Annotated in this window: 22 protein-coding genes; 8 read left to right on the top strand and 14 right to left on the bottom strand. The window is 59.5% G+C overall.

Annotation, left to right across the window (positions count from 1 at the left end; genetic code table 11):
- Window positions 1-154: 154 nt before the first annotated feature.
- The 3 genes from ACSFC7_RS24795 to ACSFC7_RS24785 all read right to left on the bottom strand — a co-directional run bounded on the left by ACSFC7_RS24795 (window position 155) and on the right by ACSFC7_RS24785 (window position 4,632).
- Window positions 155-2,101 (bottom strand): TRAP transporter permease, encoded by a 1,947-nt coding sequence (locus ACSFC7_RS24795; protein WP_436348583.1) that lies wholly within the window; start codon window positions 2,099-2,101, stop codon window positions 155-157.
- A gap of 428 nt (window positions 2,102-2,529) precedes the next feature.
- Window positions 2,530-3,873, bottom strand: coding sequence for an adenylosuccinate lyase (gene purB / locus ACSFC7_RS24790; RefSeq protein ID WP_436348582.1), 1,344 nt, complete (start codon window positions 3,871-3,873; stop codon window positions 2,530-2,532).
- Between the two features lie 156 nt (window positions 3,874-4,029).
- A complete protein-coding gene (locus tag ACSFC7_RS24785; RefSeq protein ID WP_436348581.1) occupies window positions 4,030-4,632 on the bottom strand; it encodes a flavin reductase family protein in 603 nt (200 codons plus the stop codon).
- A gap of 140 nt (window positions 4,633-4,772) precedes the next feature.
- On the opposite strand from ACSFC7_RS24785, the gene ACSFC7_RS24780 reads away from it, so the two are divergent.
- On the top strand, window positions 4,773-5,735 hold the full coding sequence (locus tag ACSFC7_RS24780; RefSeq protein ID WP_436348580.1) for an NADPH:quinone reductase: 963 nt from the start codon (window positions 4,773-4,775) through the stop codon (window positions 5,733-5,735).
- 155 nt (window positions 5,736-5,890) lie between these two features.
- Here ACSFC7_RS24780 and ACSFC7_RS24775 read toward each other — a convergent pair whose 3' ends face one another.
- The 5 genes from ACSFC7_RS24775 to ACSFC7_RS24755 all read right to left on the bottom strand — a co-directional run bounded on the left by ACSFC7_RS24775 (window position 5,891) and on the right by ACSFC7_RS24755 (window position 11,556).
- On the bottom strand, window positions 5,891-6,958 hold the full coding sequence (locus ACSFC7_RS24775; protein WP_436348579.1) for a TAXI family TRAP transporter solute-binding subunit: 1,068 nt from the start codon (window positions 6,956-6,958) through the stop codon (window positions 5,891-5,893).
- A 385-nt stretch (window positions 6,959-7,343) separates the two neighbouring features.
- Window positions 7,344-8,312, bottom strand: coding sequence for an LLM class flavin-dependent oxidoreductase (locus ACSFC7_RS24770; protein ID WP_436348578.1), 969 nt, complete (start codon window positions 8,310-8,312; stop codon window positions 7,344-7,346).
- Between the two features lie 92 nt (window positions 8,313-8,404).
- Entirely contained in the window at window positions 8,405-8,911 is a 507-nt protein-coding gene (locus ACSFC7_RS24765; RefSeq protein ID WP_436348577.1) for a peroxiredoxin family protein, read from the bottom strand.
- 115 nt (window positions 8,912-9,026) lie between these two features.
- Window positions 9,027-10,004 carry a quinone oxidoreductase family protein gene (locus ACSFC7_RS24760; protein WP_436348576.1) on the bottom strand — a complete coding sequence of 326 codons (978 nt, stop codon included), beginning with the start codon at window positions 10,002-10,004 and terminating at the stop codon, window positions 9,027-9,029.
- Between the two features lie 124 nt (window positions 10,005-10,128).
- On the bottom strand, window positions 10,129-11,556 hold the full coding sequence (locus tag ACSFC7_RS24755; RefSeq protein ID WP_436348575.1) for a class II fumarate hydratase: 1,428 nt from the start codon (window positions 11,554-11,556) through the stop codon (window positions 10,129-10,131).
- Window positions 11,557-11,658: 102 nt separating this feature from the next.
- Between ACSFC7_RS24755 and ACSFC7_RS24750 the strand changes: the two genes are divergently transcribed.
- The 6 genes from ACSFC7_RS24750 to ACSFC7_RS24725 all read left to right on the top strand — a co-directional run bounded on the left by ACSFC7_RS24750 (window position 11,659) and on the right by ACSFC7_RS24725 (window position 18,642).
- Window positions 11,659-12,876 (top strand): iron-containing alcohol dehydrogenase family protein, encoded by a 1,218-nt coding sequence (locus ACSFC7_RS24750; RefSeq protein ID WP_436348574.1) that lies wholly within the window; start codon window positions 11,659-11,661, stop codon window positions 12,874-12,876.
- Window positions 12,877-12,951: 75 nt separating this feature from the next.
- On the top strand, window positions 12,952-13,770 hold the full coding sequence (locus tag ACSFC7_RS24745; RefSeq protein WP_436348573.1) for an alpha/beta fold hydrolase: 819 nt from the start codon (window positions 12,952-12,954) through the stop codon (window positions 13,768-13,770).
- Window positions 13,771-13,867: 97 nt separating this feature from the next.
- Window positions 13,868-14,671 (top strand): creatininase family protein, encoded by an 804-nt coding sequence (locus tag ACSFC7_RS24740; protein WP_436348572.1) that lies wholly within the window; start codon window positions 13,868-13,870, stop codon window positions 14,669-14,671.
- 187 nt (window positions 14,672-14,858) lie between these two features.
- Entirely contained in the window at window positions 14,859-16,124 is a 1,266-nt protein-coding gene (locus ACSFC7_RS24735) for an MFS transporter (protein WP_436348571.1), read from the top strand.
- A 591-nt stretch (window positions 16,125-16,715) separates the two neighbouring features.
- Window positions 16,716-17,588, top strand: coding sequence for an NAD(P)-dependent oxidoreductase (locus tag ACSFC7_RS24730; RefSeq protein ID WP_436348570.1), 873 nt, complete (start codon window positions 16,716-16,718; stop codon window positions 17,586-17,588).
- 166 nt (window positions 17,589-17,754) lie between these two features.
- Entirely contained in the window at window positions 17,755-18,642 is an 888-nt protein-coding gene (locus ACSFC7_RS24725; RefSeq protein ID WP_436348569.1) for a dihydrodipicolinate synthase family protein, read from the top strand.
- A 195-nt stretch (window positions 18,643-18,837) separates the two neighbouring features.
- Here the strand turns inward: ACSFC7_RS24725 and dgoD are convergent, their stop codons facing one another.
- From dgoD to ACSFC7_RS24710, 3 genes are all read right to left on the bottom strand, one after another.
- On the bottom strand, window positions 18,838-20,016 hold the full coding sequence (gene dgoD / locus ACSFC7_RS24720) for a galactonate dehydratase (protein ID WP_436348568.1): 1,179 nt from the start codon (window positions 20,014-20,016) through the stop codon (window positions 18,838-18,840).
- Between the two features lie 201 nt (window positions 20,017-20,217).
- Entirely contained in the window at window positions 20,218-21,402 is a 1,185-nt protein-coding gene (locus ACSFC7_RS24715; protein WP_436348567.1) for a CaiB/BaiF CoA transferase family protein, read from the bottom strand.
- 131 nt (window positions 21,403-21,533) lie between these two features.
- Window positions 21,534-22,622, bottom strand: a complete 1,089-nt coding sequence (locus tag ACSFC7_RS24710; RefSeq protein WP_436348565.1) for an Ldh family oxidoreductase — start codon at window positions 22,620-22,622, stop codon at window positions 21,534-21,536.
- Window positions 22,623-22,753: 131 nt separating this feature from the next.
- On the opposite strand from ACSFC7_RS24710, the gene ACSFC7_RS24705 reads away from it, so the two are divergent.
- Window positions 22,754-24,133 (top strand): MmgE/PrpD family protein, encoded by a 1,380-nt coding sequence (locus tag ACSFC7_RS24705; protein ID WP_436348564.1) that lies wholly within the window; start codon window positions 22,754-22,756, stop codon window positions 24,131-24,133.
- Window positions 24,134-24,166: 33 nt separating this feature from the next.
- Here ACSFC7_RS24705 and ACSFC7_RS24700 read toward each other — a convergent pair whose 3' ends face one another.
- The 3 genes from ACSFC7_RS24700 to nthB are packed head-to-tail and all read right to left on the bottom strand — an operon-like array spanning window position 24,167 to window position 25,928.
- Window positions 24,167-24,541, bottom strand: a complete 375-nt coding sequence (locus tag ACSFC7_RS24700) for a nitrile hydratase accessory protein (RefSeq protein ID WP_436348563.1) — start codon at window positions 24,539-24,541, stop codon at window positions 24,167-24,169.
- Window positions 24,538-25,194 carry a nitrile hydratase subunit alpha gene (gene nthA / locus ACSFC7_RS24695; RefSeq protein WP_436348561.1) on the bottom strand — a complete coding sequence of 219 codons (657 nt, stop codon included), beginning with the start codon at window positions 25,192-25,194 and terminating at the stop codon, window positions 24,538-24,540. Before nthA ends, ACSFC7_RS24700 begins: the two co-directional genes overlap by 4 nt.
- 20 nt (window positions 25,195-25,214) lie before the next feature.
- Window positions 25,215-25,928, bottom strand: coding sequence for a nitrile hydratase subunit beta (gene nthB, locus ACSFC7_RS24690; RefSeq protein WP_436348560.1), 714 nt, complete (start codon window positions 25,926-25,928; stop codon window positions 25,215-25,217).
- Window positions 25,929-25,990: the final 62 nt, after the last annotated feature.

Below are 25,990 nucleotides of genomic sequence, written 5' to 3'. Positions count from 1 at the left end.
TATAAATGTTTGGTAAAGAGCGGTTGCGTTCGTCGCGGTTACCGACTGTGACAGACTCCAGTGTCTGACCCCTGTCCACCCGGCGTGAGAACCGATTCAAAAGTGGTTCTCCGCTCGAGAGCTGTCGAAACGAGATGAACGAAACGGCGTGTGACTACTGCGCGATCGGCTTGAACTCGGTCACCACCTTCATGTTCTGGAGAGCCAGCATCGCGATGATCAGGGCGCAGGCTCCCAGTTGAATCATCATGGATGGATACACCATCGCCACGATACCGAAAACGAAGAACAACCACCGGAAGGAGTACCGACCGATCCGGTTGAGGCTGAAGCGGTAGTTGACGCCGTGGATGATTCCGATCCCGCCGAACAGGATGATCACCGTGGTGGCTAACATACTCGCGTGGAACTCTCCGGAGACGATCTCCGGGTGATAGATGAATGAGAAGGGAAGAATGAACAGCGGTGCAGCTATTTTTATCGCTTCGAAGGCGCTTCCCCAGAAGTCCGCCTCCGCTACTCCAGCGGCGACTGCAACGGCAGTCGCGATCGGCGGTGTGATTCCTGCGAGGATCGCCGCGTAGAAGACGAAGAAGTGTGCGGCCATTTCGGGAACAAAGAACTGGTTGATGAACGCCGGTGCAATCAGGAGTGCGACGATGGTGTACGCCGCGCTCGTGGGCATCCCAAGGCCCAGCAGAATACAGATGATGACGCCCAGTATTGCGGCAATCAGGAGGACCCCTCCGCTGAGGTCCATCAGCGCGAGCGAGATTGACGTCGGAACGGCACTGGCCTCCAAAATGTCGACGACGCCGTTAATCGCGGCAATAATGATCGCAATCGGAGCGAGAATGACTGCACCGTGCCGTGCCCCGTCGATCGTCTCTTCGGTCGTCGATCGAATCTCCGCGCCGACAGCGGAGAAGTCACGGTTATCATACACGACAGACAGCACCGACATGAGGTATGCCATGATGAACATGGTTATTACCGTGTAAAGCGCCGAAGTCATCACCGTGTACTGTGCGATACCGAGGTAGTAGATGAGCAGAAGGATCGGAACGGCGAATTTGACACTCTCGAATATCACCTCGGTTTTAGTGAGCGTTCCCTCGACAATCGATTGAACATTGTCGGTATCCAGCTGCGGTGCAGCGGTGTAGTGAACGGCGACGGCGATACAGACTAACATGATGAACGCCGGCGCGAGACCGGCAACGAGGACGTCGACGTACGATATTCCCGTAACCAGCGACGCCATAATGAACGCTGCAGCCCCCATCACGGGCGGTAGAACTTGTCCGACAGTTGAAGCGACAGCCTCGATGCCCGCGGCCGACTCTTTTCGCATCCCGTTCTCTTTCATCATCGGGATCGTAAACGAGCCAGTCATTCCGGCGTTTGCCGTCTGACTACCATTGACCGATCCAATAACCGCGCTGGCGATAACTGCGGTTTGAGCGACTCCGGAGGAGAGGTACTTCGCCGACCGGACCGCGACGCGCAGTATCAGGTCGAACGCGCCGTACCCCCGCAGCATACCCGCATAGAGGAGGAACAGCGCCACCCAGGCCGCGATCAACTGATTGAGCGATCCGTAGAAACCCTCGAGGTCAAGCACGAGGATCCGAAGCACCCGTCGCGGAGAGATTCCACCGTGGCCGAACACACCCGGTACCAGGTCGCCAAACAGGCCGTATCCGATACCGGCCAGAACGACGACCAAGAACGTGAGACCGAACGATCTCCAGGTGAGATATATCATTGCGAGCGCAAACGCGATCGCTATGGCGTACTCGTATTCGAGAGCGTAACCCGTACGAGAGACGTTGAGGACATTGAAATTCATATACATATATCCGGTTGTGAATATGACTACCAACGCGGATAGTATCATCAATATCTGTTCATAATACGTGTCTTTCTCTAACTCTTCGGTATATTCGCTGAGAAGATATATCAACAGCATTCCTCCCAGGAATAGCACGCCGAACTGAGCACGGGGCATCATCTGCGAGTATGCGTAGTAGATGACGATACCCCAGAACGGGATCGATGCGATCGTGACCGACAGGTCAAGCTTGTCTTTTAAGCTCATAGTTTCTTACACCCTATTACGTGTTGGCTAGTGACTATATTACACAACCACCGGTGGATAATATTAGTAGTTGTATAGCGGTGCGTCATGGTACTTGTCAGCATACGAAGTACCAATGATATCGACCTATCTAAAGCTATCGCTGAATCAGTGATGAGTTGTCAATTCATTTTGGTGCGACGGAGGGTCTTATCCACGACGTAAACGGATACCATCTAACCCGACGTTCTCACAACAGGTCGTTAATTCGGCATCTGCGCCAGATATTCATCGTATCCGGTACGATATTTCCCGGTCGCGTCGCAGTTCGGTCGGGCGAACGTAGCCGAGTTCATCCAACCAGTTCAAACCGTGTCCGTCTCTGCGTGGTCGACGGTGACCTGCACCCTAGACGTCACCAGAGTTGAGTCGTCCGATGGGGAATAGAGTTACTGTTGGCGACTGTTTTCGATGGCTCTCTGGGAGAACACGTCAGCGGAACCGGTGTAGGCGGTCGGATCGGTCAGTCGCTCGATCTCATCGCTGGAAAGTACGGCGGTGATCTGCTCGTCATCCAGCAGTGTTCGAAGGAACGTCTTATCCGACTCTAGACACTTCGTGACCGCATCGTAGACGAGTTCGTGGGCCGTTTGGCGTCCAACCGTGTCGGCGAGCGCCATCATGAGTGCCTCGGAGGTAACGAGTCCATCGTGATGCTCGAGGTTCTCCTGCATGGCTTCGGCGTCGACGACGAGTTCCGTGAGGACCTCACGGCTGTTCCGAAGCGCTCGACTCAGATAGCAAAACGCCTCGGGAATGAGAGCGTACTCGGCGTACCAGAGTCCGGCATCGCGCTCGTCGTGCCCGTCGTTTAGCGTCTGCATTGTCGATGCGTGTCCCCGTAGGAGAGCAGCGAGTCCGAGGTTCCGCTCGGTTTTTATCGGGTTTCGCTTGTGGGGCATAGTACTGCTTCCGACCTGTCCGTCATCGATGGGCTCGGCAAGTTCACCGATCTCCTCTCGTCCGAGGACCAGAACTTGTCGAGCGATGCGTCCAAGTGTCGCCCCCATTGAGGCGAAAGCGTTGGCGAGTTCGACGAACCGATCGCGTGATGAATGCCACGCCGTCGCAGGAACCGTTAGCTCGAGTTCCTCGGCGAATCGCTCCTGAACCTCGAGTGCGTCCTCACCGAGTGACGCGAGCGTTCCGACGGCCCCGAAAAACTGCAGCGCTTCGACCCGTTCGACTGCCGACTCGAGGCGGTCACGGTCGCGAGTGAATTCGTCCAGCCAGTTCGCCGCCTTCAGACCGAACGTAATCGGGAGCGCGTGGACGTGATGGGTCCGACCTACCATCGGCGTTTCGGCGTGAGTTTCGGCGAGTATCTCGAGTGCGTCTCCGACCGCCTCGATATCCGTTTCGAGGACCGAAAGGCCCTCTCGTATCAGTTCCAGCAGCGCCATATCGGCGATGTCCTGACTGGTGGCACCCCAGTGGATGTACTCACCATGGTCGCCGATTTCTTCCTTCCACGTCTGGATGATCGCGACCGTGAACAGATCGATCTCCTCGATTCGCCGTTCGACGTCCTCGAGATCGATGTGTTCGACTGAGGCGGTATTCGTTATCTCCTCAGCCGCGGCCTCCGGAATTACGCCGATGTCGGCCTGTGCACGGGCCAGTGCGGCCTCGACGCGCATGAATCGGTCGACGTACGCTTCCTCCGTGAACACCTCCCGGATCTCCGGTGTCCCGAACGCGTTCTTGAATAAGTGACCGTGCGTGTGAAACATCACTCTATCAGCCGATCCGTGATCAGTTAATGGTTGTGATCAGCTATCAGGCCCGATTTCGATCGTAAATCGGTCTTCTCGACCGCCGAATTCGTTAGTGAGAGCGAAATCGGGGTCTGACGGCGAACGAACGGACACTTCCCGTATCGGGATGACTTACGAATCCGTCCAGAGACGCTCGACCGGTGTCGGATCGCTCGGCGTGTAGTATGGTCCCCCGAGCCGCCCAACCGTATCGACCCGTTTCATCTCGATTTTTCCGTCCGTCAGGACCTCCTCGGCGACGTGGAAGCAAACTACCTCGCCGAGCACCATCATCCGATCGTAGACTCGCCTCGAGTCGTAGAGCGTACACTCCATGCTGACGACTGCGTCGGCGACTCGAGGCGCCGTTACCTTCGTCGACGGAGCGCGTTGGATCCCGACCTCGTCGAACTCGCTTTCCCCGGATGGAAAATCCGCGGAGGTCCGATCCATTTGTTCGGCGAGATTTGCGGTGACGACGTTAACGACGAACTCTTCGGTGTCGATCGCGTTCCGCGGCGTGTCCTTCAACTGCCCGTTTTCGTCGATTCCGGTATTGAACACGATGACGGGCGGCGACGGCGAGACGTAGTTGTACGAACTGAACGGTGCGAGATTGTCGATACCGTCCTCGTCGATGGAACTGATCCAGGCGATCGGACGAGGTGCGACTGCCGTCTTTATCAGTCGGCCATCGGTTTCCGGATCCGGCTCGAATGTGGTGTGCGTTTTCATTCAACATTATACGTTTCGCGCTCATTGTAAATAGGCTTCGTGAAGCGGCTGGGAATATCCCGATACCGATTTTGAAGGGCAGGGACGGCTGAAGACTCCCGTTTCACTGCCTTTATATATGTTACCAACCATCACACCATATGCGAGCAGTACGTTTTCACGAACACGGTGGTCCGGACCAGTTACGAGTCGGCGACATCGACCGCCCCGACCCTGGGGCAGACGAAGTGCTCGTCGAGGTCGATGGTGCAGGTGTCAATCCGGTCGATACGTACATTCGAGAGGGCGCAACGGAGCCGTTTACGCTGCCGATGATTCCGGGGATCGACGTCGCGGGAACGGCCGCAGTCGTTGGTCAGGACGTCACCGATATCGACGTTGGTGATCCGGTATACGGAACGGGAATCGGAAAGAATCACTACGGTGGCTACGCGGAGTTCGTTGCGGTTCCCGACGATCGACTGGTGACGCTTCCGTCAAACGTCGATATGGTCGCTGCCGGCGCTGCCGGCGTTGTTTCGGTGACAGCGTGGCGAGCACTCGTTGATCACGCGAACTTGCAGGCGACAGATGTCTGTCTGATTCACGGTGGATCTGGTGGCGTGGGCCATGCTGCGGTACAGATCGCAGCGACATCGGGGGCTCGGGTCATTACGACTGCGAACCCGTCCTACCACGACGAACTGTACGAACTCGGTGCGGATACCGTCCTCGATTACGCGCGGGATGATCTCGCTTCAGCAGTTCAGGCCGCTGGTGGTGGCGGCGTCGATGTCGTCCTCGATCATCGACTCGACGAGTACCTCCAGTTCGACGCGACCGTCGCGAACGTCGGCTGTCGCATTATCGGTATCGGCGAAAACGAAACCGGCGCCGGCTTCGATCGCTCCTCCGAAACTCGCCGCAAAGATCTCCAACTGACCATGATGACGATGTTCAATACGCCGGATCTCCGCGTTCCGTTGCGGAAGATCGCCTACCTGCTCAGCGAGGGTGACGTCGAGATTCAGCTCGCAGAGACGTACGAACTCGAGGAGGCCGCCGCGGCACAACGACGCGTGATCGAGGACAGCTTCTTCGGGAAGGTCGTCCTCACGCCGTAGTTTCCAGTACTACGTAGCTGTGGGCTTCGGGAAGACGACGCGTTTCCCGGCGAAACTCGCGTTCTCTCCTTACGATTCCGATCCGTTACTCGGGACTATTGGCGTTTCGCTTTCGCTGGCGGTTGCGCTCAAAAATTGACCGCAGTCCGAACCGGCTATACCGTGAACTCTTCGTCTCCGCCACGTTCACCGGAGACGTCCTCGCCGACCGTCAAGTCATTATCTTCGAGGAAGTCAGCGACCCCCTCGTGAACCGGTGCGCCCTCGAGGAAACCGCCCGCAAAGTGGCTTTCCAGGTCGTCGTAATCCATCGCCGTCTCGTCGGATTCCTGGACCGTATCCGCGTGTTCGGCATACATCTCACACAGTTCGTACGTGACGTCAGCCGGCACGTCAGGACTGAACGACCACCCGGCGTCGAGCGTCCAGATCCACGTCTCGTCGACGATACCGGTCACGTCCTGTTCCCACCCGGTGACTTCGGTTTCGTACGCGTCTGCGCCTTCGAAATTCTCGAGCGTCTCGATGAACTGATCGTCGTCCGGATCGATCAGGTGAAGATCGTTTCGGACGTCGATTTCCTGAACCCAGCCGGCGAGGGCGACGCCGTTGCTGTCGTAAACGGCTGCAACGTCGATTCGCTCTTCCTCGAACGCACCGGCAGCGTCACCGACGTCGATATTGATGATCTCGTTCTGATCCCAGAGGTCTGCCTCTCGAAGGACTTCCTCCGTCAGCAGCCGAGTCCCGAACCCGGGCTGAATCGGGAAGAGGTTGTGGCCACCGTCCCGGAGGTCGGAGACGCTTTCGACGTCGGATCCGTCACGAGCGACGAGGTAGATCTGGGCACGTGTGTACAGCGGACCGAGGTGTGGCAACTGTTCGACCGGATCGTCTTCGAAGTCTCCCTCGCTACCCATTGCCTGGGAGTAGCCGTGAATCCCCACACCGACCGCTTCGAACTCGCCGCTGTCGTATTCATAAAGGTTGGCGATCAGGCCGTCAGTGGCCTGTGGGTCGAATCTGACCTCGTCACTGTGTTCGTCCATCGTCCGGGCCATCGCCTGGCCTGCACGCATCGTCGAACTTCCGCTGGATGTACAGCCGACCGTCAATGCGTACGTGTCGTCGTCGCCGCCGAAGCAACCGGCTAACCCAGCGATACCGAGTGCAGCCCCACCTTGCAGTACCTTCCGCCGAGAAGTCTTGCTATCTTCTGGCATGTTAGCAATGAAGCTTCCTATAACATATATATTTTCCCTATTTTTGCATTGTGAAAATATATGTTATTTTATTATTCGGGAACAGCGACAGATCACCACTATGTTTAAAATCGTAGTATATCTGCTTTGGACTATGGTGTCAGATCTCTGTTCCGCTGGTACGATTATTCGTTCCCCGAACACCCCGCTTCGGTTCGTTCCCTGCTGAATCCCTTTCACGTCGAACTGGTACCTGTACGTCGAATGGGCTGGTCTTCAAACTGGCTCTGCCGTGTCCGTTTGACGCTACGCTACCCGACGTCCATTATCGAGGATCTATATATCGGTTCTGGTGGACCTGAGTTTCGAGTACCGGATTTCCAAGCAGGTTCCGACCGGCATTGAGTCAGAGTGTACTGGCAAACTGCCGGAGCTGTGCACGTTGCTCTCGGGCGGTAAACCGAACGACCATCGTCTCGACGCCTGCGTCGGCGTACGCGCCTAGCTCGGCTTCGACGTGGTCCAGTGGTCCGTACAACCCACGGGTCGCCAACTGCTCGTCAGTTATCACGCCTTTCCCGTAGTATTGGTCGTAAAACTCTCGGGCCTGTTGCCGTGCCGCGTCTTCGCTGTCGTCGACGACGACGTCCATATACAGCGCTGGATCGAACGTTGCGGGGTCTCGCCCGGCCGTTTCGAGCAACTCCTCGATCGCATCGAGCGAGGCACGGTACTCGTCGGGCGATACCACGTTCGGAAGACAGCCGTCACCGTGCTCTATCAGCCGTTCCCGGATCGTCTTCGGAAAGCCTCGGTCCGGGTCGAACGCTCCCGTCGGCACGTAGACCGTCGGTGATCGGACGGGGCCGAAACCGAGGCTCGCCCCCTCGAGTTGGTAGAACGATCCGTCGTGGGTGACGGTTTCGCCGGACCACAGCTCGGTCACTATCGAGAGCAGTTCGTTTATCGCCTCGCCTCGGTCCTCGAATGGAGCGTCGAGGTTGGCGTGCTCAGCTTCGACGTCTGAGCGGGACGCTCCTGCTCCCACGCCGAACGAGAGGCGTCCGCCGCTCAGCTGATCGACCGTCGCCGTGAGGTGTGCGACGTTCGCTGGGTTACGGAGTGCAGGAAGGTAGACGGCTGTCCCGAGACCGATGGTGTCAGTTGCGGCTGCAACGGCGGCGAGCGTCGTCAGGGGTTCGAGTCGCGGTCGTGCGAGGACGCTGTCTCCAGCCCAGACCGATTCGAATCCCAGCGTTTCGGCCTGTACCCCCATGTTGATCACGTCGGTCTGCGTTTTCGATGCGAGCGTCGCGTCATCGTCGCTCGAGAGGACGATCCCGCGCGTCGGTAAGAGATAGCCGAACGATGTCATAGCGAAAACTCAGTCTCGAAGATGATAAGTGTACGTCTCGGAGGCAATACGTGTCCGAACGGACACTTCCGACTGGCGATTCGGGATACTGATCACTCCTCGACGTACGGTTCGGTAAAGTCGGTCCGAATGAAATGTCGAACGTAATTTGCGTAGGTACGATCCGTCGGATCATCGGCGACCTGTACGTATCTGACGACACGGTCCGTGTCGACTACCATCGTCGTCGGAATCGGAATCCGACCGCGACTCTGTTTGTCGCCGATCGCAGTGTGTGTTTCCGTCGACGTGTACTGTTCCGTAACGTCGAGTTCGGGATCGGAGAGGAGCTGTATCCGCAGGTCGAACCGGTCGCGCATTTCGGTGAGGTCCGGGATCGGATCGCCCGTTATCGGAAGCACGTCGACCTGGAGATGTCGCCACAGGTCGTACGAGAGCGAACTGAACGTCTGTAACTGTTCGGCGCAGTACGAACACCAATGGCCCCGAAAGAACACCAGGACGGTCGGACCCGTTGTGATCGTCTCTGACAGTCGCTTCTCGCCACCCGCGGTGGAGGGTAACGCGAAGTTGGGTGCGCTGTCGCCTTCCTCGAGCATACGTTCGCCAACGGGCCGGATCTAGTTAAAACCGTACGGTCTTCGGGGCGGACACCCCTCCCATCGTCCCGAGGCAGGGACATCGCGAGGCGACCGTCGACTAGCCTGCAGGGAACTACGGGGTAACAACCAATTTCCCGACGAAGCTGTCTTCCATGATCGATCGGTGGACTTCGACGGCCTCCTCGAGGTCGTAGGTAGCAGCGATTTCCGGAACGAGCAATCCGTCGCCGACGAGGCCGAGGACCCGCGGGAGGACGTCCGCGATCCGTGGCGTCTCGGGACGTGACGCGAGGTTCGACATCGTCATCGGTTTGATCGTGAGATCCTTTTGCATCGCAACCCGCGAGTTCGTCACCGCTCCGTCGAGGCCGCCGTAGTGTACGATCCGTCCACCGAACGCAGCCGCGTCCATGTCGAACGCGAAGTAGTCGTGAACGCGGTGATCGAGCACGACGTCGAACTCCCGTCCAGCAGCCTCGAGGACGTCTTCGAGTAGCGTCTCGCTATCGTATCGAACGACGGCGTCCGCGCCGAATCCCTCGGCCGCCTCTCTGGCGTTCGAGGAACCGACTGTGGCGACAGTAACCGCATTGTGGACCGCCGCGAGCTGGACGGCCACGTGCCCGACACCGCCCGTCCCACCGTGGACGAGACACGTCTCACCCGGTTCGAGGTCGGCGTGATCGACGAGGGCTCGCCAGGCCGTCACGCCGACCAGTGCGACGGCTGCGGCCTGTTCGAACGAGACCCCGTCGGGAAGCGGGGCGAGGACGTCGGTCGGAACGGCGACGTAGTCCGCGAACGATCCCTGTTGAAATCGGGCCGTGTGCAGACCGGTCCCGCAGACCCTGTCACCGGGCGAAAACCGCGCGATATCCGAACCGATCGATTCGACCACGCCGGCGACGTCAGACCCCGTCGTCTTCGGGAGCGGACCGGTCCCCCGCATTCGTCGCTTCGCGTCGGTCGGATTGATGCTCGCCGCCCGGACATCGATGAGAACCTCGTCAGGACCCGGCGACGGTCGATCCACGTCGTCCAGTCGAAGCACGGACGGCTCCCCTGCCTGATGATACCGAATCGATCGCATACAAAGCCCTTCGGCTCGATCCACATATACTTCAGCATCGTAGTCGGGTTTGCCGCCCGGACCGTCCAGTCTGCGCGTCGCTTTGTGGCCCGGCGACCGATTGGTCGGCCTCGACTCGCTCGGGTTAATCTGATCGGTCCTCGTCGGCGAGATATCCCCTCGATGTCATTCGACGGGGATCGAGCAAGCGATCGAGTTTCTCCTGATCGAGCACGTTCCGTTTGAGCGTGACTTCCTCGAGCGTCTCGTCCTCGGCGAGCGCCTCGCCGGCTATCGAAGCGGCGAGGTCGTAGCCGACGGCGGGGGCGAGTGCTGTCACGAGTGAGAGACTCCGGTCGGCATTTCGCTCGCAAATGTTAGTTTTGGCTTCGATACCCGGAACGATCTGATCGGCCAACAGCTCGCACGCCGATCCCAGTAGTTGGACCGACTGCAACGCGTTATACGCCATCACGGGTTTCATGACGTTGATTTCGAAGTTTCCGCCCGCGTGTCCGGCCGTTGTGATCGCGGTGTCGTTTCCGATCACCTGCGCAGCGACCTGATTGACCGCCTCGCAGATGACCGGGTTCAGCTTCCCCGGCATTATCGACGACCCCGACGGCTGGACGGTCGGCAAACTGATCTCACCCAGCCCCGATCGTGGCCCGCTGGAGAGCCATCGAAGGTCGTTCGTCACCTTCATCAGCGAGACCGCGACGGTCTTCATGGCCCCGCTGAGTTCGACGATCGCGTCGCGAGCAGCCTGCGCTTCGAAGTGGTTCTCGGCTTCGCGAAACGTGATTCCGGTCTCATCGCTTACGTGCGAGACGACCAGTTCCGGAAACTCCGGATGGGTATTTAGCCCCGTTCCGACCGCCGTACCGCCGATTGCGAGTTCCTCGAGTGAGTCGCGCGTTCCCTCGATCCGTTCGACGCCGTGTTCCATCTGACTCGCGTATCCCGAGAACTCCTGACCCAGGCGGATCGGCGTCGCATCCTGGAGGTGCGTTCGTCCCGTCTTGACGATATCGTCGAAGGCCGTCGCCTTCGCCTCGAGTTCCTCCTGTAGCCGCGTTAGCTCGGGTAAGAGCTGAGACTCGACGGCGACACGTGTCGAAACGTGGATCGTCGTCGGAATCACATCGTTCGAGCTCTGACCCTTGTTGACGTGGTCGTTCGGGTGAACGTGGCGGGATCCGCGTTCCTCGCCGAGCAACTCGGCGGCACGGTTCGCGATCACCTCGTTCGCGTTCATATTGGTGTTCGTTCCCGAGCCCAGCTGGAAGATATTGAGCTGGAACTCGTCGTCGTGCTCTCCGTCGGTGACCTCTCCGGCCGCCTGCTGGATCGCCTCTCCTCTGGCTTCGTCGAGGAGGTCGAGTTCGACGTTTGCCCGAGCGGCAGCGTCCTTTACGAGCCCGAGCGTGCGGATGAACTCTCGATCGAACCGGAGTTCCGAAATGTTGAAGTTCTCCAGTGCGACCTGTGTCTGTGGGCCGTACAGTGCGTCCTCCGGCACTTTCACGTCGCCGACCAGCGAATCCGACTCGATTCGATAATCCTCCGTCATCAGTGGTACAACTCGAGGGCGTTCCTAATAGTTTCTCCCGGTTTCGACCGGCCAACCGGTCCGATCCCTCAGATTTATATCGAACGCAAGAGATGGGCCGGTATGACGAATGTCACACCACCGTTCGAGTTCGACTACGATCCCGGAACGATAATCTACGGTCGTGGTTGTGTCGACCGTTTAGGAACCGTTCTCGAATCGCGAGGGTTCGAGAGAGCGCTCATCGTGTGCGGATCGAACGTCGGGTCGAACAGCGGAGTGATGGACCCGGTGACAGCAGGGTTAGGATCGACTCTCGTCGACGTCTTCGACGAGACGACTCCGGCGAAGTACATTCAAACGGCAGCGGACGGCGCAGAACGGATACGTGAGGACGAGATCGACGTTCTGGTCTGTCTGGGCGGGGGAAGCAGTCTCGACGTCGCGAAGGTGATGTGTCTGGTAGCCGCCCACGACCGGTCGTTCGAATCCATTCTCGAAGAGATCGAAGAGACCGGTACCGTTCCCAACCCGGAGGAAGGGACGGCTATCCCCTCGACGGTCGTCGTTCCAACCACGTTGGCCGGTGCCGATATGTCGTCCGGTGGCGGGATCAAACTCACGGACCAACCGGCCGGTGAACCGCCGCTGGACGACGAGGTCAGATCGGCTCGGTTCGGTGATCCGAGACTCACACCCGAGGCGCTGTTCTACGATCCGGCACTGTTCGAAACGACGCCGGACTCCGTGCTAGTCGGATCCGCGATAAACGGTTTCGATAAGGGTATCGAAACGCTCTACTCCGGTTCGCTGTCTCCGATCACCGACTCGACGGCGATCCGCGGTCTCAAACTGCTTCGAGCCTCCGTCGGGGCACTCGACTCCGCCGATCGATCCGATGCCGATCTCGATCGGATCGTCACGGGGATCATTCTGGTCCAGTACGGTCGCCAGACCAGTATTATCCACGCGTTCGGACACGGACTGTCGTTTTACTATCCGGTCCAGCAGGGCGAGGCCCACGGTATTCTCGCCCCACACGTACTCCGATACGTCTTCGATCGGGTCGACGCCCGTCGGGAACTGATCGCCGAGGGATTAGGGGTCGATCCAACCGGCCGCTCTGACGACGAACTCGCGGAGGCGATAATCGACGCTGTAATCGAGATTCGCGAGACGCTGGACCTGCCCTCGCGGCTGCGCGGACTCGAGGGGGTGGAGCGCGATCATCTCCCTGCTATCGCGGCCGCGATCGCTGCGGATCAAAACCTCGAGCGAAACCCACCGGGGCTCGATCCGGACGTCGACGATATCGAAGCGGTCCTCAAGAACGCGTGGTGACGAAGCGGTGCCAAACGGTGGCGGTCGCTCTTCACCGGAACCAATACGTACGTGTACTGCCTCGCAGTATCGTGTATGGACAGCTATAGTGTAACCGGGGCCGACGACGTATCGCTTCGCGTTGACGCGACCGGCGATCCCGATTCCCGTCCGATCGTGTTCGTCCACGGATATTCGCAGTCACGGCTCTGCTGGCGGCCGCAGTTCGACTCCGAGCTCGCCGACGACTTTCGTCTCGTCGCGTTCGATATTCGCGGACACGGTGACTCCGACAAACCTCGTGACGCGTACGACGATCCCACGCACTGGGCCGACGACGTCCAGGCCGTCGTCGATACTCTCGAGCGCGACGATCCAGTGATAGTCGGTTGGTCGTACGGCGGACTCATCGTCTCTGACTATATCGCCGTCCACGGGACCGACGATCTCGCGGGAGCGATCTACGTCGGTGCGATCTCCGAGAAGGGAACCGACGACGCCGCCCGCTTCGCCGGCGAGTCGTTCGTCGAACTCGCCGAGGGATTTCAGTCGAACGACGTCGAAGAAAGCGTCGCAGCGCTTTCCACGTTCATCGAGTTGTGCGTCAGCGAGCGACTCGATCCGGACGATCACCACTTCATGCTCGGCTACAACGTTAAAACACCGCCGCACGTCCGCGAGGCGCTGCAGGCGCGGGAAGTCGTTAACGAGGACACGCTCCGCGAGGTCGACGTCCCGGTCCTACTGGCACACGGTGAGGCTGACAGCGTCGTGTCGCCTGCAGCCGCCGAGAAACACGCCGAGTTGATCCCCAACGCCGAAGCGTCGATATATCCGGACGTCGGACACACGCCCTTCTGGGAGGCACCCGACCGATTTGAAGCGGAGCTCCGATCGTTCGTCGACCGGCTGTGACGGTGTCGTGAACCCGCGTCGGTCGGGTCGGGGGAGGAACGACCGCTATCGGTCGCGTTCAGAAGCTGCTATTAGGGAGTAGCCCGTTCTCTTCGATATGTGCGCTGATATGTTCGAGGAGACGTGGCTCACGAAGCCGTACGCCGAAATCGTCGACATCGCAGGTCGAAACGGATCGATACTGATGGTTCCCGTCGGCTCGCTCGAGCAACACGGACGCCATCTTCCGACGGGGACGGATACGATTCTGGCGACTGCAGCGGCTCGGGCCGGTACGGATCGTCTCGATGACGACGTTCCGGTTTTACTCGCTCCACCGATCTGGGCCGGTTACTCCCCACATCACCTTCCGTTCGGCGGAACGATTACCGTCGAGCACGACACGTTCATCGATACCATCACCGATATCGTCGACTCCGCAGCCAACAGCGGATTCGATGCGGTCACCTTTGTGAACGGGCACGGGGGAAACAAATCGCTACTTTCGACGGCAGTCTCCGTTGCTGGAGGGGAACACCCCGAGATGGAGCTCTCGACGTTCCTCTATCTCGACCTTCTGGGATCGGACGTAGAGGATATCAAACAGAGCGACGTGCCGGGAGTGCACGGTGGCGAACTCGAAACTTCGCTGATGCTCTCGATTCGGCCGGATCTCGTCGACGAGGACAGCGTCTCTACGACGCCCCAACACGAGCCGTACGACCGGGCCGGGGCGGACTTGCTAAACGGCGGTCCCGTCACGGTGTATCGATCGTTCGATGAGTATACCGAAACCGGAACGCTTGGCGAGCCGGCTGCCGCCAGCGCCGCCACGGGAGAACGTACCCTCGAACTGGTCGGTGAGGAGATAGCGACGGTGCTCGAATCGATCCACGAACACGTTCGAACGATCGACTCGTAAATCTGAGGGACAATTCGGTGGCTCGAGTTCTCGGGTTTCGAGACGGCGTCTGATACGCGACTGGACTACCGGTTCTCGAGCCGATAGTGACATTCGACATCCGTTCAGGCGTCGTCCGCGGAGACTGAGTGCTCGAGAAACAAAATCGTTATACTTCAGCCACTCAAACCGGTCGTTGTTCCTCAACATGCCGGAAAAATCGCCGGAGGCATCGTCGTACCAGTTCGGAAAACGGTTATTGAAGGGGCAGTGGAGTGCGCTCGGACTCATGCTGACCGTCCAGATAATCGGCAGCCTCGCATTTCTGGCCATCACTGCGCTCACTCCCTTCATACGGTCCGAATTCGGTCTCTCGTCGTCCGCAGTTGGATTGCTCATCGTCACACTCTACCTCGGGTACTTCCTCACGCTCATTCCGGGTGGCGTCCTGACCGACGTGTTCGGAGAACGGTTGATGCTCAGCATCGGTCTGATCCTCATCGGATTGTTCAGTATCGCTATCGGGTTAGGAACCGATGTGTGGATCCTCGCAATCGGTCTGTTCGCACTCGGCTGTGGGTATTCAGTGATTCCGCCGGGAACGAACAAAGGTGTCTATGATTGGTTCCCACCAGAACAACTGGGAACCGGACTCGGAATCAAACAGACCGGCGTGATGATCGGCGGTGGGATCGGTGCAGCGTTGCTTCCTGTGGTGGCGACAGATACGGATTGGCGAGTCGCGTTCGCCGCCGTCGGCGGCTGTTCGTTACTCAGTCTCGTGTTACTCGCCGTGTATTCGCCACCGCCCGATATCGGTACGAACCAGCATGCAGATAAATCGGCAGTCGGAGCGTTCCAGTCACAGATTCAAGATCTCATCGGCGTCTACAATACCACGCGGCTCTCGCCGCTATTAATCGTCGGGTTTCTATTCGGTGCGAGTCAGTTCACGCTGATGGCGTACGCAGTGTTGTATTTGACCGAACACATTTCCCTCAGGCCGACCACGGCGGGACTACTGTACACCGGAATGCAACTCGCGGGAGTCGGGTCGCGTATCCTGTTCGGGTATCTCGCCGACGACTGGTTTCCGCGGAGCAAACATCGATTACTCTTTCTCATCGGCATCGGCGGCGCAGGCGCTTATCTCGCTTTGTTATCGGCATCCCCGAGTACCCCGCTACCGTTCGTGGCAGTAGCGGTCGTGCTGATCGGCGGTCTGGCACTCGGATACAATGGCGTCTACCTGGCGATGGCCAACGAACTCGTCGGGGCCAATCACACCGGCGCTTCGACGAGTATCGCAATTACTGCCGTGATGCTGGGTGCGATCATTACTCCACCTGTATTCGGACTGATCGTGGACATTACGGCGTCGTACACCATCTCTCTGGGGGTGCTTGCGGCGGTCATGTTGCTCGCAGGCGTCTTCTCAACTCGGATCGAGGCCGATATCGAACAGCCCACTTGACTCCCATCTCCGATGATCGCCTTGAGGACCGTACGACGAAAGGAAGGAGCGGTCCATTCCTGCATTCTTCGTTTCGCTCCCGCCGTCTGCAGTATTTTTCGCCTCTCGTCCGAATGCAGCCTCCGATAGTATTTGTCGATTCATCACACTAAGCGTGAAAAACGACGAATACGGGTGTATCGTCATCTCGATTCTGCCGCAGTTCGTTCCGCTTTACGGGATATTTATTTCCTCGCTGTGATGTGAAACCGGCGGTAGCGAACCGCTCTTCCAGCTATTCCCGGCAGATTTTCGCGGAATCCCGTTCCGGATAGCAGTATCGAACACACTCGGTCTTGCCACCCCTAGCGTGAGGTCTGGTAACAAGAAACTTGAATCCGTTCAGTTGGTACCGGTATTTACACTAGTACTAATGTAAATATATGCAGGCGAAGCTGATCGAACCGCTCGTAGTTTTCCCATAATATGGAATTATAACTCATAATAATTATTTTCGGTCGGTGTTCGGGAGCCAGCCGAACTAGCGAATGACGCAGTTGCTAGTGAGATGGAGACCCCAAGAGCTTTGATCTACGTAGATGATGTCGTGGTATGACCTCTCTTGGATTCATCGGACTCGGTTCCATGGGTGGACCGATGGCACGAAACCTCCTTGCGGCGGGACACGATGTAACCGTGTACGACATTGACGACACTGCCGTCGAGGCAGTCGCGGACGAAGGTGCGACAGCAGCGACCTCGAGCGCCGACGCCGTGACGGGCGCGGAAGTCGTGTTTCTGTCGTTACCGACGCCGGGAATCGTGGAATCGACCGTCGACGAGATCGAAGCGGTCCTAGAGGAGGGATCGATCCTGGTCGACCTCACGACGTCGACGCCGGCGACGACGAACGAGATCGCGAATCGTCTCACCGAGCGCGGTGTCGACGTTCTCGGTGCACCGGTAAGCGGTGGTGTGTCCGGTGCGGAGGACGGAACTCTCTCGATTATCGCCGGCGGCGACGAGGCGGTGTTCGAGGCGTGTAAACCGCTGTTCGAGGCGATCGGAACCGACTTCTTCCACGTCGGTGACGCACCGGGCCACGGTCACGCGGTCAAATTGCTCAACAACTACCTCTCGAACATCGCGTTGTTGGCGACCTCCGAGGCCGTAATCCTCGGCGATGCGGCCGGACTAGACCGCCAACAACTCGTAGATATCTTCAGTGTCAGTACCGGTCGAAACAGCTCGACCGAGGACAAGATCCCGAATCAGGTGCTGACAGGCGAGTACGACGTCGGCTTCAAACTCGGGCTCATGAACAAGGATATGCGGCTACTCTCGGAATTCGCTGACGATCAGGACGCACCGTTACTCGTCGGCCGCGTCGCTCGCGACCTCGTTGGCTACGCCCGGACGACGAAAGGCGACGACGCAGACATGACGCGTATCTATGAGTTCCTCGAGGACGTAATGATAAGCTGATAGGTACGACCGTCCAAACTGACCGCGCGAGGGGAGACTCAGTTCTCCGACGGATAGCAGTCGAGTCCGCCATCAGACCCGAGTCGATCAGCGAAACGCCCGACGAATCCCGGCGAAACCCGCTGATCCACATCTTTTTGTATCAGCCAGTGAATCGATAGAGCGCATGTCAGCAGATATCGAGGGCGTCGTGGCACCAGTCGTCACTCCACTCGACGAGGACGGAACCCTGGTTCCAGATCGCATTCCGGAAAGCGTTGAGTTCACACTCGAATGTGGCTGTCACGCCATCGTCGCGTCCGGAACCGGCGTCCAGGAGACATCGATGCTCACGCCCGAGGAACGAAAGACCGTCGTCACCGAAACCGTCGCGGCCGTCGACGGACGGGTACCGGTCCTCGCCGGAGTTTCCTATCCCGCTCAGCCGGTTGTTTCGGATCTCATCGAACACGCCGAGACCGAGGGGGCAGACGCGCTACTCGCGATGCCGCCGTGGGGCGTCAAGCCGAGTCAGGATGCGATCGTCCGGTACTACGAGAACATCGCGGCGGAGACCGCTTTACCGATCTTGGCGTACAACAATCCGAGCGTCACGGTTGATATGGCCAAAGAAACGATGCTGCGCGTGGCGAAGATCGACGGTATCGAGTACGCCAAAGAGAGCTCTCGAGACTGGCAGAAGCTCGGCTGGCTCCTCGAGCGAATCCACCACGAGGGACACGCCGACGTGCTCTCGACGATGGATGTCTTTCTACCGACCCTCCAGACGGGCGGCACAGGGATCATCACGCCGGCGCCGCTTACCGTTCCCTCGATGGCAGTCTACGAGGCATTCCAGGACGGCGACCTCGAGCGTGCGGTTGAGGCCCAGCGAACGTTCGGTGCGTTTCCGCCGGAACCGGTGGACGCCGGACTGATCGCCGTCTGTAAAGCGGCGACGGAACTGGCGGGCGTCGAGGTCGGCTCGCCGCGAGCACCGTACGAGAGCGTCGGTGGTGACGGCCGCGAAGCGATCGACGGATGGCTGGACGACGTCGGCGTCCCCCGACTGTAATCGATCGACTTCGACGATCCGGTGGCTAACCGGACCCGGCGGCTTGGTTACCCGCGTTTTGATTTCCGGTATTGAATCGAAGAGCCACCCGCCGATACGGACCACTGTACGTCGTTCTCTGAGCGACTGCGAACCGTCCTGTGATCTTCGGTACACAGGTACAGCAGACCGAACGAATCACCGGTTCACGCTCCGCTACTGATCGACGACCGATCCGTCCTCGTGGAGCCGAGTGATCAGTTCCGGCTGTTCGTACGATGCAGCCTCGAGAATTCCGTCTTCGAACTCGATCCCAATACCCGGTTTGTCTGGAACCAGCAGATAACCGTCTTCCCACTGGAAGGGTTCGTCGAGCACCGACTCGCCTGGTGCCTGATCGTTCTCCGGTCGGTACGGATACTCCTGCAGTGCGAGGTTCGGAATCGACGCCCCGAGTTGGATGCACGCGGCCGTGCTTACGGGACCGAGCGGATCGTGGGGGACCACGTCGACGTAGTTGGCCTCGGCCATTCCTGCGATCTTCTTGCCCCCGGTAATCCCGCCGGTCAAACAGAGGTCGGGTCGCACGTAGTCGACGGCGTCGCGTCGCAACAGCAGTTCGAACTCCTCGATCGAACTGAGCCGTTCGCCTGTCGCGATCGGAATCGTCGTCTTGTCGGCGACTCTTTGCATCGCATCGAAGTTGTCTGGTCTAATCGGGTCTTCGAGAAAGAGCGGCCGATACTGCTCGATCTCGTTCGCCAGCACGATGGCTTGCTGGGGGTCGAGTCGGCGGTGGATCTCTATACAGAGGTCGACATCGTTGCCGACCGCCTCGCGGTACCGACGGACTCGCTCGACGGCGTCGGCGATCATCCCAGCGTGGGTTTCTGAATACGGCTCGTCCCGCGATTCGTCGAGCAGGGGGGAGAGATGTCCGATCGCTGTGAACCCCTCCGATTTACACTCTGCACACTTCGTCGCCAGTTCGTCGGTCGACCCTCCGATAACGTGAGCGTAGGTGCGAAGTTTGTCCCGACACTGTCCCCCCAATAGCTCGTAAACCGGCGCGTCGTAGTACTTTCCGGCGATATCCCACAGCGCGATGTCGATCGCACTCAGCGCGCCCATGATTGCCGCACCCCGGAAATGGGCGCTTCGATAGAGGTACTGGAGGTGGTGTTCGCGCCTGAGCGGATCGTTCCCGATTAGATGCGGTTTGAAGCGTTCGATCGCCTGTGCCGTCGTCTCGAGGTACGCCCAGGCACCGGCCTCTCCGACCCCTCGAATGCCCTCGTCGGTCGTGATCGTTACGATAAGCCATCCGTTGACGCCGTACTCTGAAATCGGCGCGTCCGATTCGACGAGGTGGGTCGTTACGTCGGTTATCTGCATCGGTTGTACATCACCGGATGGAGTCATATCGTTCACGGATTGTGCTGCCGGCAAAGTTATTGATATATTATACTTTGGTTGAGGAATCACTCTCTAGTCGAGACGGCCACCAGCAATCGCTAGCGAAACACACTGTACGATATCGTCGCGAGTCCGTTCAGTGCTCGAGGGTGGATTCGGCAGGGGGATCGCTTGTTTCCATCAGATGATCTCCTCCTCTCGAAACGATTCGATATCATCGTCGTCGTAGCCCACGGATTTGAGAATCGACTCGGTGTCGCCGCCAAGCGGGGCGATGTACCTATCTCCCTCCCATTCCCAGTCGTCGTGTTTCACGGGATAAGAAATCGTGGGGAAGGATTCGCCACTCGGCGTCTCCACGTCGAAGCGCATCTCTCGTTCTTCGGTGTGTTCGTCCTGCCAGATCGAGCGCGTGTCGTTGACTTCCGAGACCGGAATGCCACGCGGCTTCATAGCCTCGACCCATTCGTCCGTCGGCCGTTCGCGCAGCGTCGACTCGAGGATCTCGTTGAGTTCGTCGTTGTGTTGACAGCGGTCGTCGGCCGTCTCGAACTCGGGGCGCTCGAGGAGGTCCTTCCGGTCGAGGACGTCACAGAGTTCCTCCCAGTGTTCTTCGGTTACTGTCGAGATGTTGATGTAGCCGTCATTCGTCTCGTAGATCCCTTCGGGGGCGAAATAGACGTGTGAGCGCGCGACGGAGGGAAATGGTTCCTCCGTCGCAAAGGAGTAACCGGCGCGGGTACTCAGGAACGAGATCAGGCTGTCGCTCAGCGAGACGTCGATATAGTCGCCGACCCCCTCCCGATCGCGGCGTCGGAGACTCGCGAGAATAGACTGGATCGCGTACATCGCGCCGGCGAGATCCGAAACCGTCACGCCCATTCGAAGCGGTCGGTCGTCGGTGTCCCGTGTCATGGATGCGACGCCGGTGTAGGCCTGTACGACGAAATCAACGCCGGAGTCGTCGCTTCGTGGGCCGGTCTGTCCGAATCCGCTGACGGAACAGTAGATGACGTCCGAGTTTCGTTCCCGAACGTCGTCGTATCCGATTCCCAGTTCCGACACCGTTCCCGGCGTGTAGTTCTCGAGAATCACGTCGGCTTCTTCGGCGATGTCGAGGAAGGCCTCGCGGCCCTTGTCCGACTTCAAATCGAGTGTCACACTGCGTTTTCCTCGGTTCACGGTCATATAGTAGAAACTCTCACCGTCGACTTTCGGCTTGACGTTTCTGGCTATCTCGCCGTATCCTGGGCGTTCGATCTTGATAACATCGGCACCCAGGTCTGCGAGGTGCATTCCTGCATGAGGGCCTGCTACCATCTGCGTGAGTTCGACTACCGTAATATCGCTTAACGGTGCAGCCATTTCTAAACACTTTGGTGATCATTGACTTGTATTTGTCGCCTGGCCCCACGTTCCCGAGTCTTCAGCGTTTTTCGTCCAGTCAACGGACTGATATCAGTCGGAAGACCGATTGGATCACTCGGTCTCGACGATCAAACGGCCTGCAACTCGATCTCGAGGTCGTCCGCGAGATCCGCGAGCGCGACGAGCGTGCGGTCCGAAATCGGAATTCCTTCTTCCCGACGGCGGACGAGCGTTCGGTGTTCCGGTTCGCCCGGGAATAACGCTCGATCGGTCGCCGTCGCCGCACCCGTTTCGACCGCATCCGGATAGGATGTTCGATCGATGTGATTCCGGACACTCGCGACGGTTTCCTTGACTTCCGCTTGCGTGGAGAAGCGAAGCGGATCCACGAGGACGAACATACCCGCGTTGCTCACCCACTCGGGGGCGTCTTGTCCGTAAACGGTTCCGCCACCGATGATGCCGCCGAACAGTTCCGTACAGACGGCGAGTCCGAACCCCTTGTGACCAGCGGCACGACCGCCGAGCGGAAGCAACGCTCCCGTTCCCGCTTCGAACGCTTCCGCGTCCGTAACGAATTCGCCCGCCTCCGAGACGGCCCACTCGGTCGGAAGCGCGGATCCATCGATGGACCGTTTCGTGACTTTCCCGTGTGCCACTTGACTCGTCGCCATGTCCAACACGATCGGAAACGGCAGTTCGTCGAACGTCGGAACGCCCATCGCGATGGGGTTGGTCGCGAAGACGCGGTCCGCGCTACCGGGCGCGGCGACGGTCGCCATCGTGCCTCCGGAATTGACGTACGCGAGAACGATCATTCCCTCCTCGGCTCCCCGTTCGATCCACTCGCCGATCCGCCCTAGATGTGCGCCGTTTTTCACGCCGACGACGGCCATCCCGAGCGATCGAGCGGACTCGACTCCCGCGTCGATCGCTTCCCGTCCGGTCACCTGGCCGAACGCGCCATTACCGTCGACTGAAACGACTACCTCCGTTCGGTAGTCGACCGACGGCGTCGCTGCCGGATCGATCTCACCGGCGTCGACCATCGGCTGGTACGTCGTCGAAAGTCTGATCACTCCGTGTGAGGCGTGGCCACGGAGATCGGCTGCGACCAGTGACGCCGCGACCTGGGGTGCCAGCGATTCGGGAGTCCCGAGCGCAGCCAGCAGATCCGTCGCGACGTCGTGCAGTTCTTCAGCCGTGATCCGTTGCATACCGGTGCCTCGTGAGGCGACAAGTAAATAGTTACGTCCACCCGACCGTCCGGTGGTCTGTGGAACGATTTGGAGCGATTCGGTTCGATCGAAGGACGAACACATATGTGGGTTCGTCTCGATGTGATACTATGGGCACTGATACCGAACCGCAGCGAGGTGATCCCGACGCTGCATCCGGCACCACCGACCGCCTGGCAACGTTCATCGAATCGCTGTCGTTCGACGACCTGACTGACGAGGACATTCGAGAGGTCGAACGCGCGTTCATCGACACCTGCGGTGTGATCATCTCCGGGATGGATGAACCGCCGACGACCATCGCGATGGAGACACTCGCGGAACCGGGGTCGGTTCCCCTGTGGGGACAAGATCGAGGAACGACGACGACTGGCGGCGCGTTCGTCCACGGGATCGCCGGCCACGCACAGGACTACGACGACGTATCCTGGGGGATGTCGGGTCACCCGAGCGTGACCATGATTCCCGCCATCCTCGCGCTCGCGAGCGACGACGCGTGTTCCGGCAAACACGCGATCGAAGCCTACGTCGCGGGGCTCGAGGTCCAGTGTTACCTGTCGGCCGCGATCAACCCTTCCCACTACGAACGCGGCTGGCACTCGACCGCGACACTCGGAACCTTCGGGGCGGCCGCTGCAGCGGCGAAGACCCTCGATCTCGACGCCGATGAGACGAGCCACGCCCTCAACGCGGCCGCGTCGATGGCGGCGGGGCTGAAACAGAACTTCGGTACGATGACCAAACCCATGCACGTCGGACAGGCCGCCCGTTCGGGCGTCACGGCCGCCCGACTGGCTTCCGGCGGCTTCACCGCTGCCGCGGACGCGGTCGACGGCGACAGGGGCTTTCTGGAACTGTACTCGGGCGACGAGGCGGTCTCGTACGGAGATCTCCCCGACCTCGAGCGACCGACTGCCCTCTCCAAATACGGGCTCAACGTGAAGAAGTATCCGTGCTGTTACTACACGCACACCAGCATCTACGCGGCGGAGCGTATCGCCGAGGAGAACGACATTGCTCCACAGGAGATCGAATCAGTTCGCGTCGTGACGTCGCCCGGTCCGGCCGACGCGCTCCACTACCCGGACCCGGACACCGGCCTCGAAGGGAAGTTCTCTCTCGAGTATACCGTCGCCAGCGGCATTGCCCGACCACACGTTGGCGTCGAGGCCTTCGAAGACCAGAATATCGACGATTCCGACGTCCAGTACGTCCGAGAGCGGGTCGAGTGGATCGTCGACGACTCCCTCGACTACAATGATACGACGGTCGAAATCCGCGTCGAAACCGCTGGCGGAACGTACGAACGAGTGCAGGATATCCCGCCAGGAACGCCCACGAACCCCCTGTCGGACGAAGCACTCGGCGAGAAGTTCCGCCGGTGTGCCGGCCGCGTACTCGATAACGAAGCGGTAACTCGAACTCTCGACCAGCTCGACTCGCTTCGGACGATCGACGACGTCGAGTCGATCGTTTCGGGAGAAAACTGAACGATTGCGGCATCGCTTCCACCGGCTCCCGCGTCAGTGGGTGCGTTCACCGACGACGAACTCGGACGCGTCCCGATCGCCGGCGGCGAACTCGGCGGCTCGCTCTTCGAGTTCCGCAGTCGAGAGTTCCCCCTTCTCGCGGAGGAGGCCTTCGAGTGCTGCGATCCAGTGATCGTAGTACGTCGCTTCCGTTTCGGTCTCGAGCGAGCCGTCGTCGGTCGCGATCCGGTCGATCAATTGCTGCTGGAACTCGTCCCACTCGAACGCGCCTTCCCGCGAAAGCGCGAGAACCAATCCGAAGGCGCGAGCCTGTGCGGGAGAATCGAACGTCGATTCCTCGGTGCCGGCCGTTTTCCCCGACAGCTCGATCAGTTCTTCGAGCCGTTTTCGGGCGTCAGCCTCGTTCATCTGTCGTCACCCAGTCGTTCGACCCCGATCATCGCGTCGCGGGTGACTCGTTGTACCAGTTCGTCCTCCTCGAGGTCGTCTACATCCTCAGGTGGCTGTGGCAACACCATGTACCGAACCTCGGAACTCGAGTCCCAGACGCTGACGTCGACGTCGGAATCGAGATCAAGACCGAATTCGGAGAGGACTGCCCGCGGTTCGCGCACGACCCGCGAGCGGTACTGTGGCGACTTGTACCACGTCGGCGGCAGGCCGAGCAGCGACCACGGATAACACGAACAGAGCGTACAGACGACCACGTTGTGAGTCGAGGGGGTGTTCTCGACCACCGAGACGTGTTGTTGTCCGATTTCGAAGTCGAACTCCGCGATCGCCGCGTCGGCGTCCGTGAGCAGCCGTTCCTTGAACGCCGGATCCGACCAGGCACGGGTGACGACGCGTGCCCCGTTCATCGGTCCGACTTCCTCCTCGAAGAGGTGCAGAACCTCGTCGACGGCTTCGGTACTGATGACTCCCTTCTCGAGGAGAAGTGACTGCAATGCTCTCGTTCTGGACTTGAGGTCATCCGGGTCGTCCGCTTCGTGGGAGTGGGGATGTTCGTGATCGTGGTCTTCCCGTTCGGTCGTCTCGTGGTCGGCTTCGTTCTCGTTCATTTCGTGTTCATCTCTCATCGTTATTCGCTCCTCGACGGTGGTGACTGTGGCGATTCGCCGCTCGGTTCGAGGTACCGCTCCCAGAGGTCGACGTAGACGGCGTCGCCGTCAGTGTCGTCGTTCCAGAGGTCAGCCGTATCGAACCGAACACCGTAGAGCGGCTCCGCTATCTCCTCGCCGCGGACCGCTTCGTCCGGGACGACGTAGGTCCCTCGCACGGCTTCGATCGTGCCTGTCGTACGACGCACGTACCGCGGACAGCGCGTATGCCCGGACGGGTGGTCGTTTCGGACTACGACCTCCGTACCGCGTTCGAACCGCGGCTCGACCGGATCTCGGTCGTAATTCGCGTCCTGCCGGAACCCTTCGTGAACGACGTCGACGAGGGTCTCGTCCTCGGTATCGTTTCCGTCACGTTCGATCTCGAGCAATCCCGAGTCGTCGTGATCCTCGATAGCCGCCTCGAACTCCGCTTCGTCGACTGCGATGCTCTCACGTAACAGCGTTTCGGCACCCATGGCCCATCGCTCAAAGTACGAGGCCGAAAGGTAGGTTACGGGGTCGATTCGTTCGATCGCGTGACGTTTCTCGTCGACGCCGTAGAACGACTGGTACCGGAGGAGTTTCTCGACCGCAAAGACCGACCGATCCCAGTCGCCGTGAAACGGCGCCTCGTCCTCGACGTCGACGGCGCCGAATCCGTGCATACCGCCCATATCATGGATGCCGTTCATACTGAATTGCTTCGTCTCGTCGCACATAATAGTTCGCGCCACGAGGGAACGGATCGATCGGT

The organism is Natronorubrum halobium, assembly GCF_051351675.1.
GTDB lineage: Archaea > Halobacteriota > Halobacteria > Halobacteriales > Natrialbaceae > Natronorubrum.
This window is presented reverse-complemented; position numbering and strand designations above follow the sequence as displayed.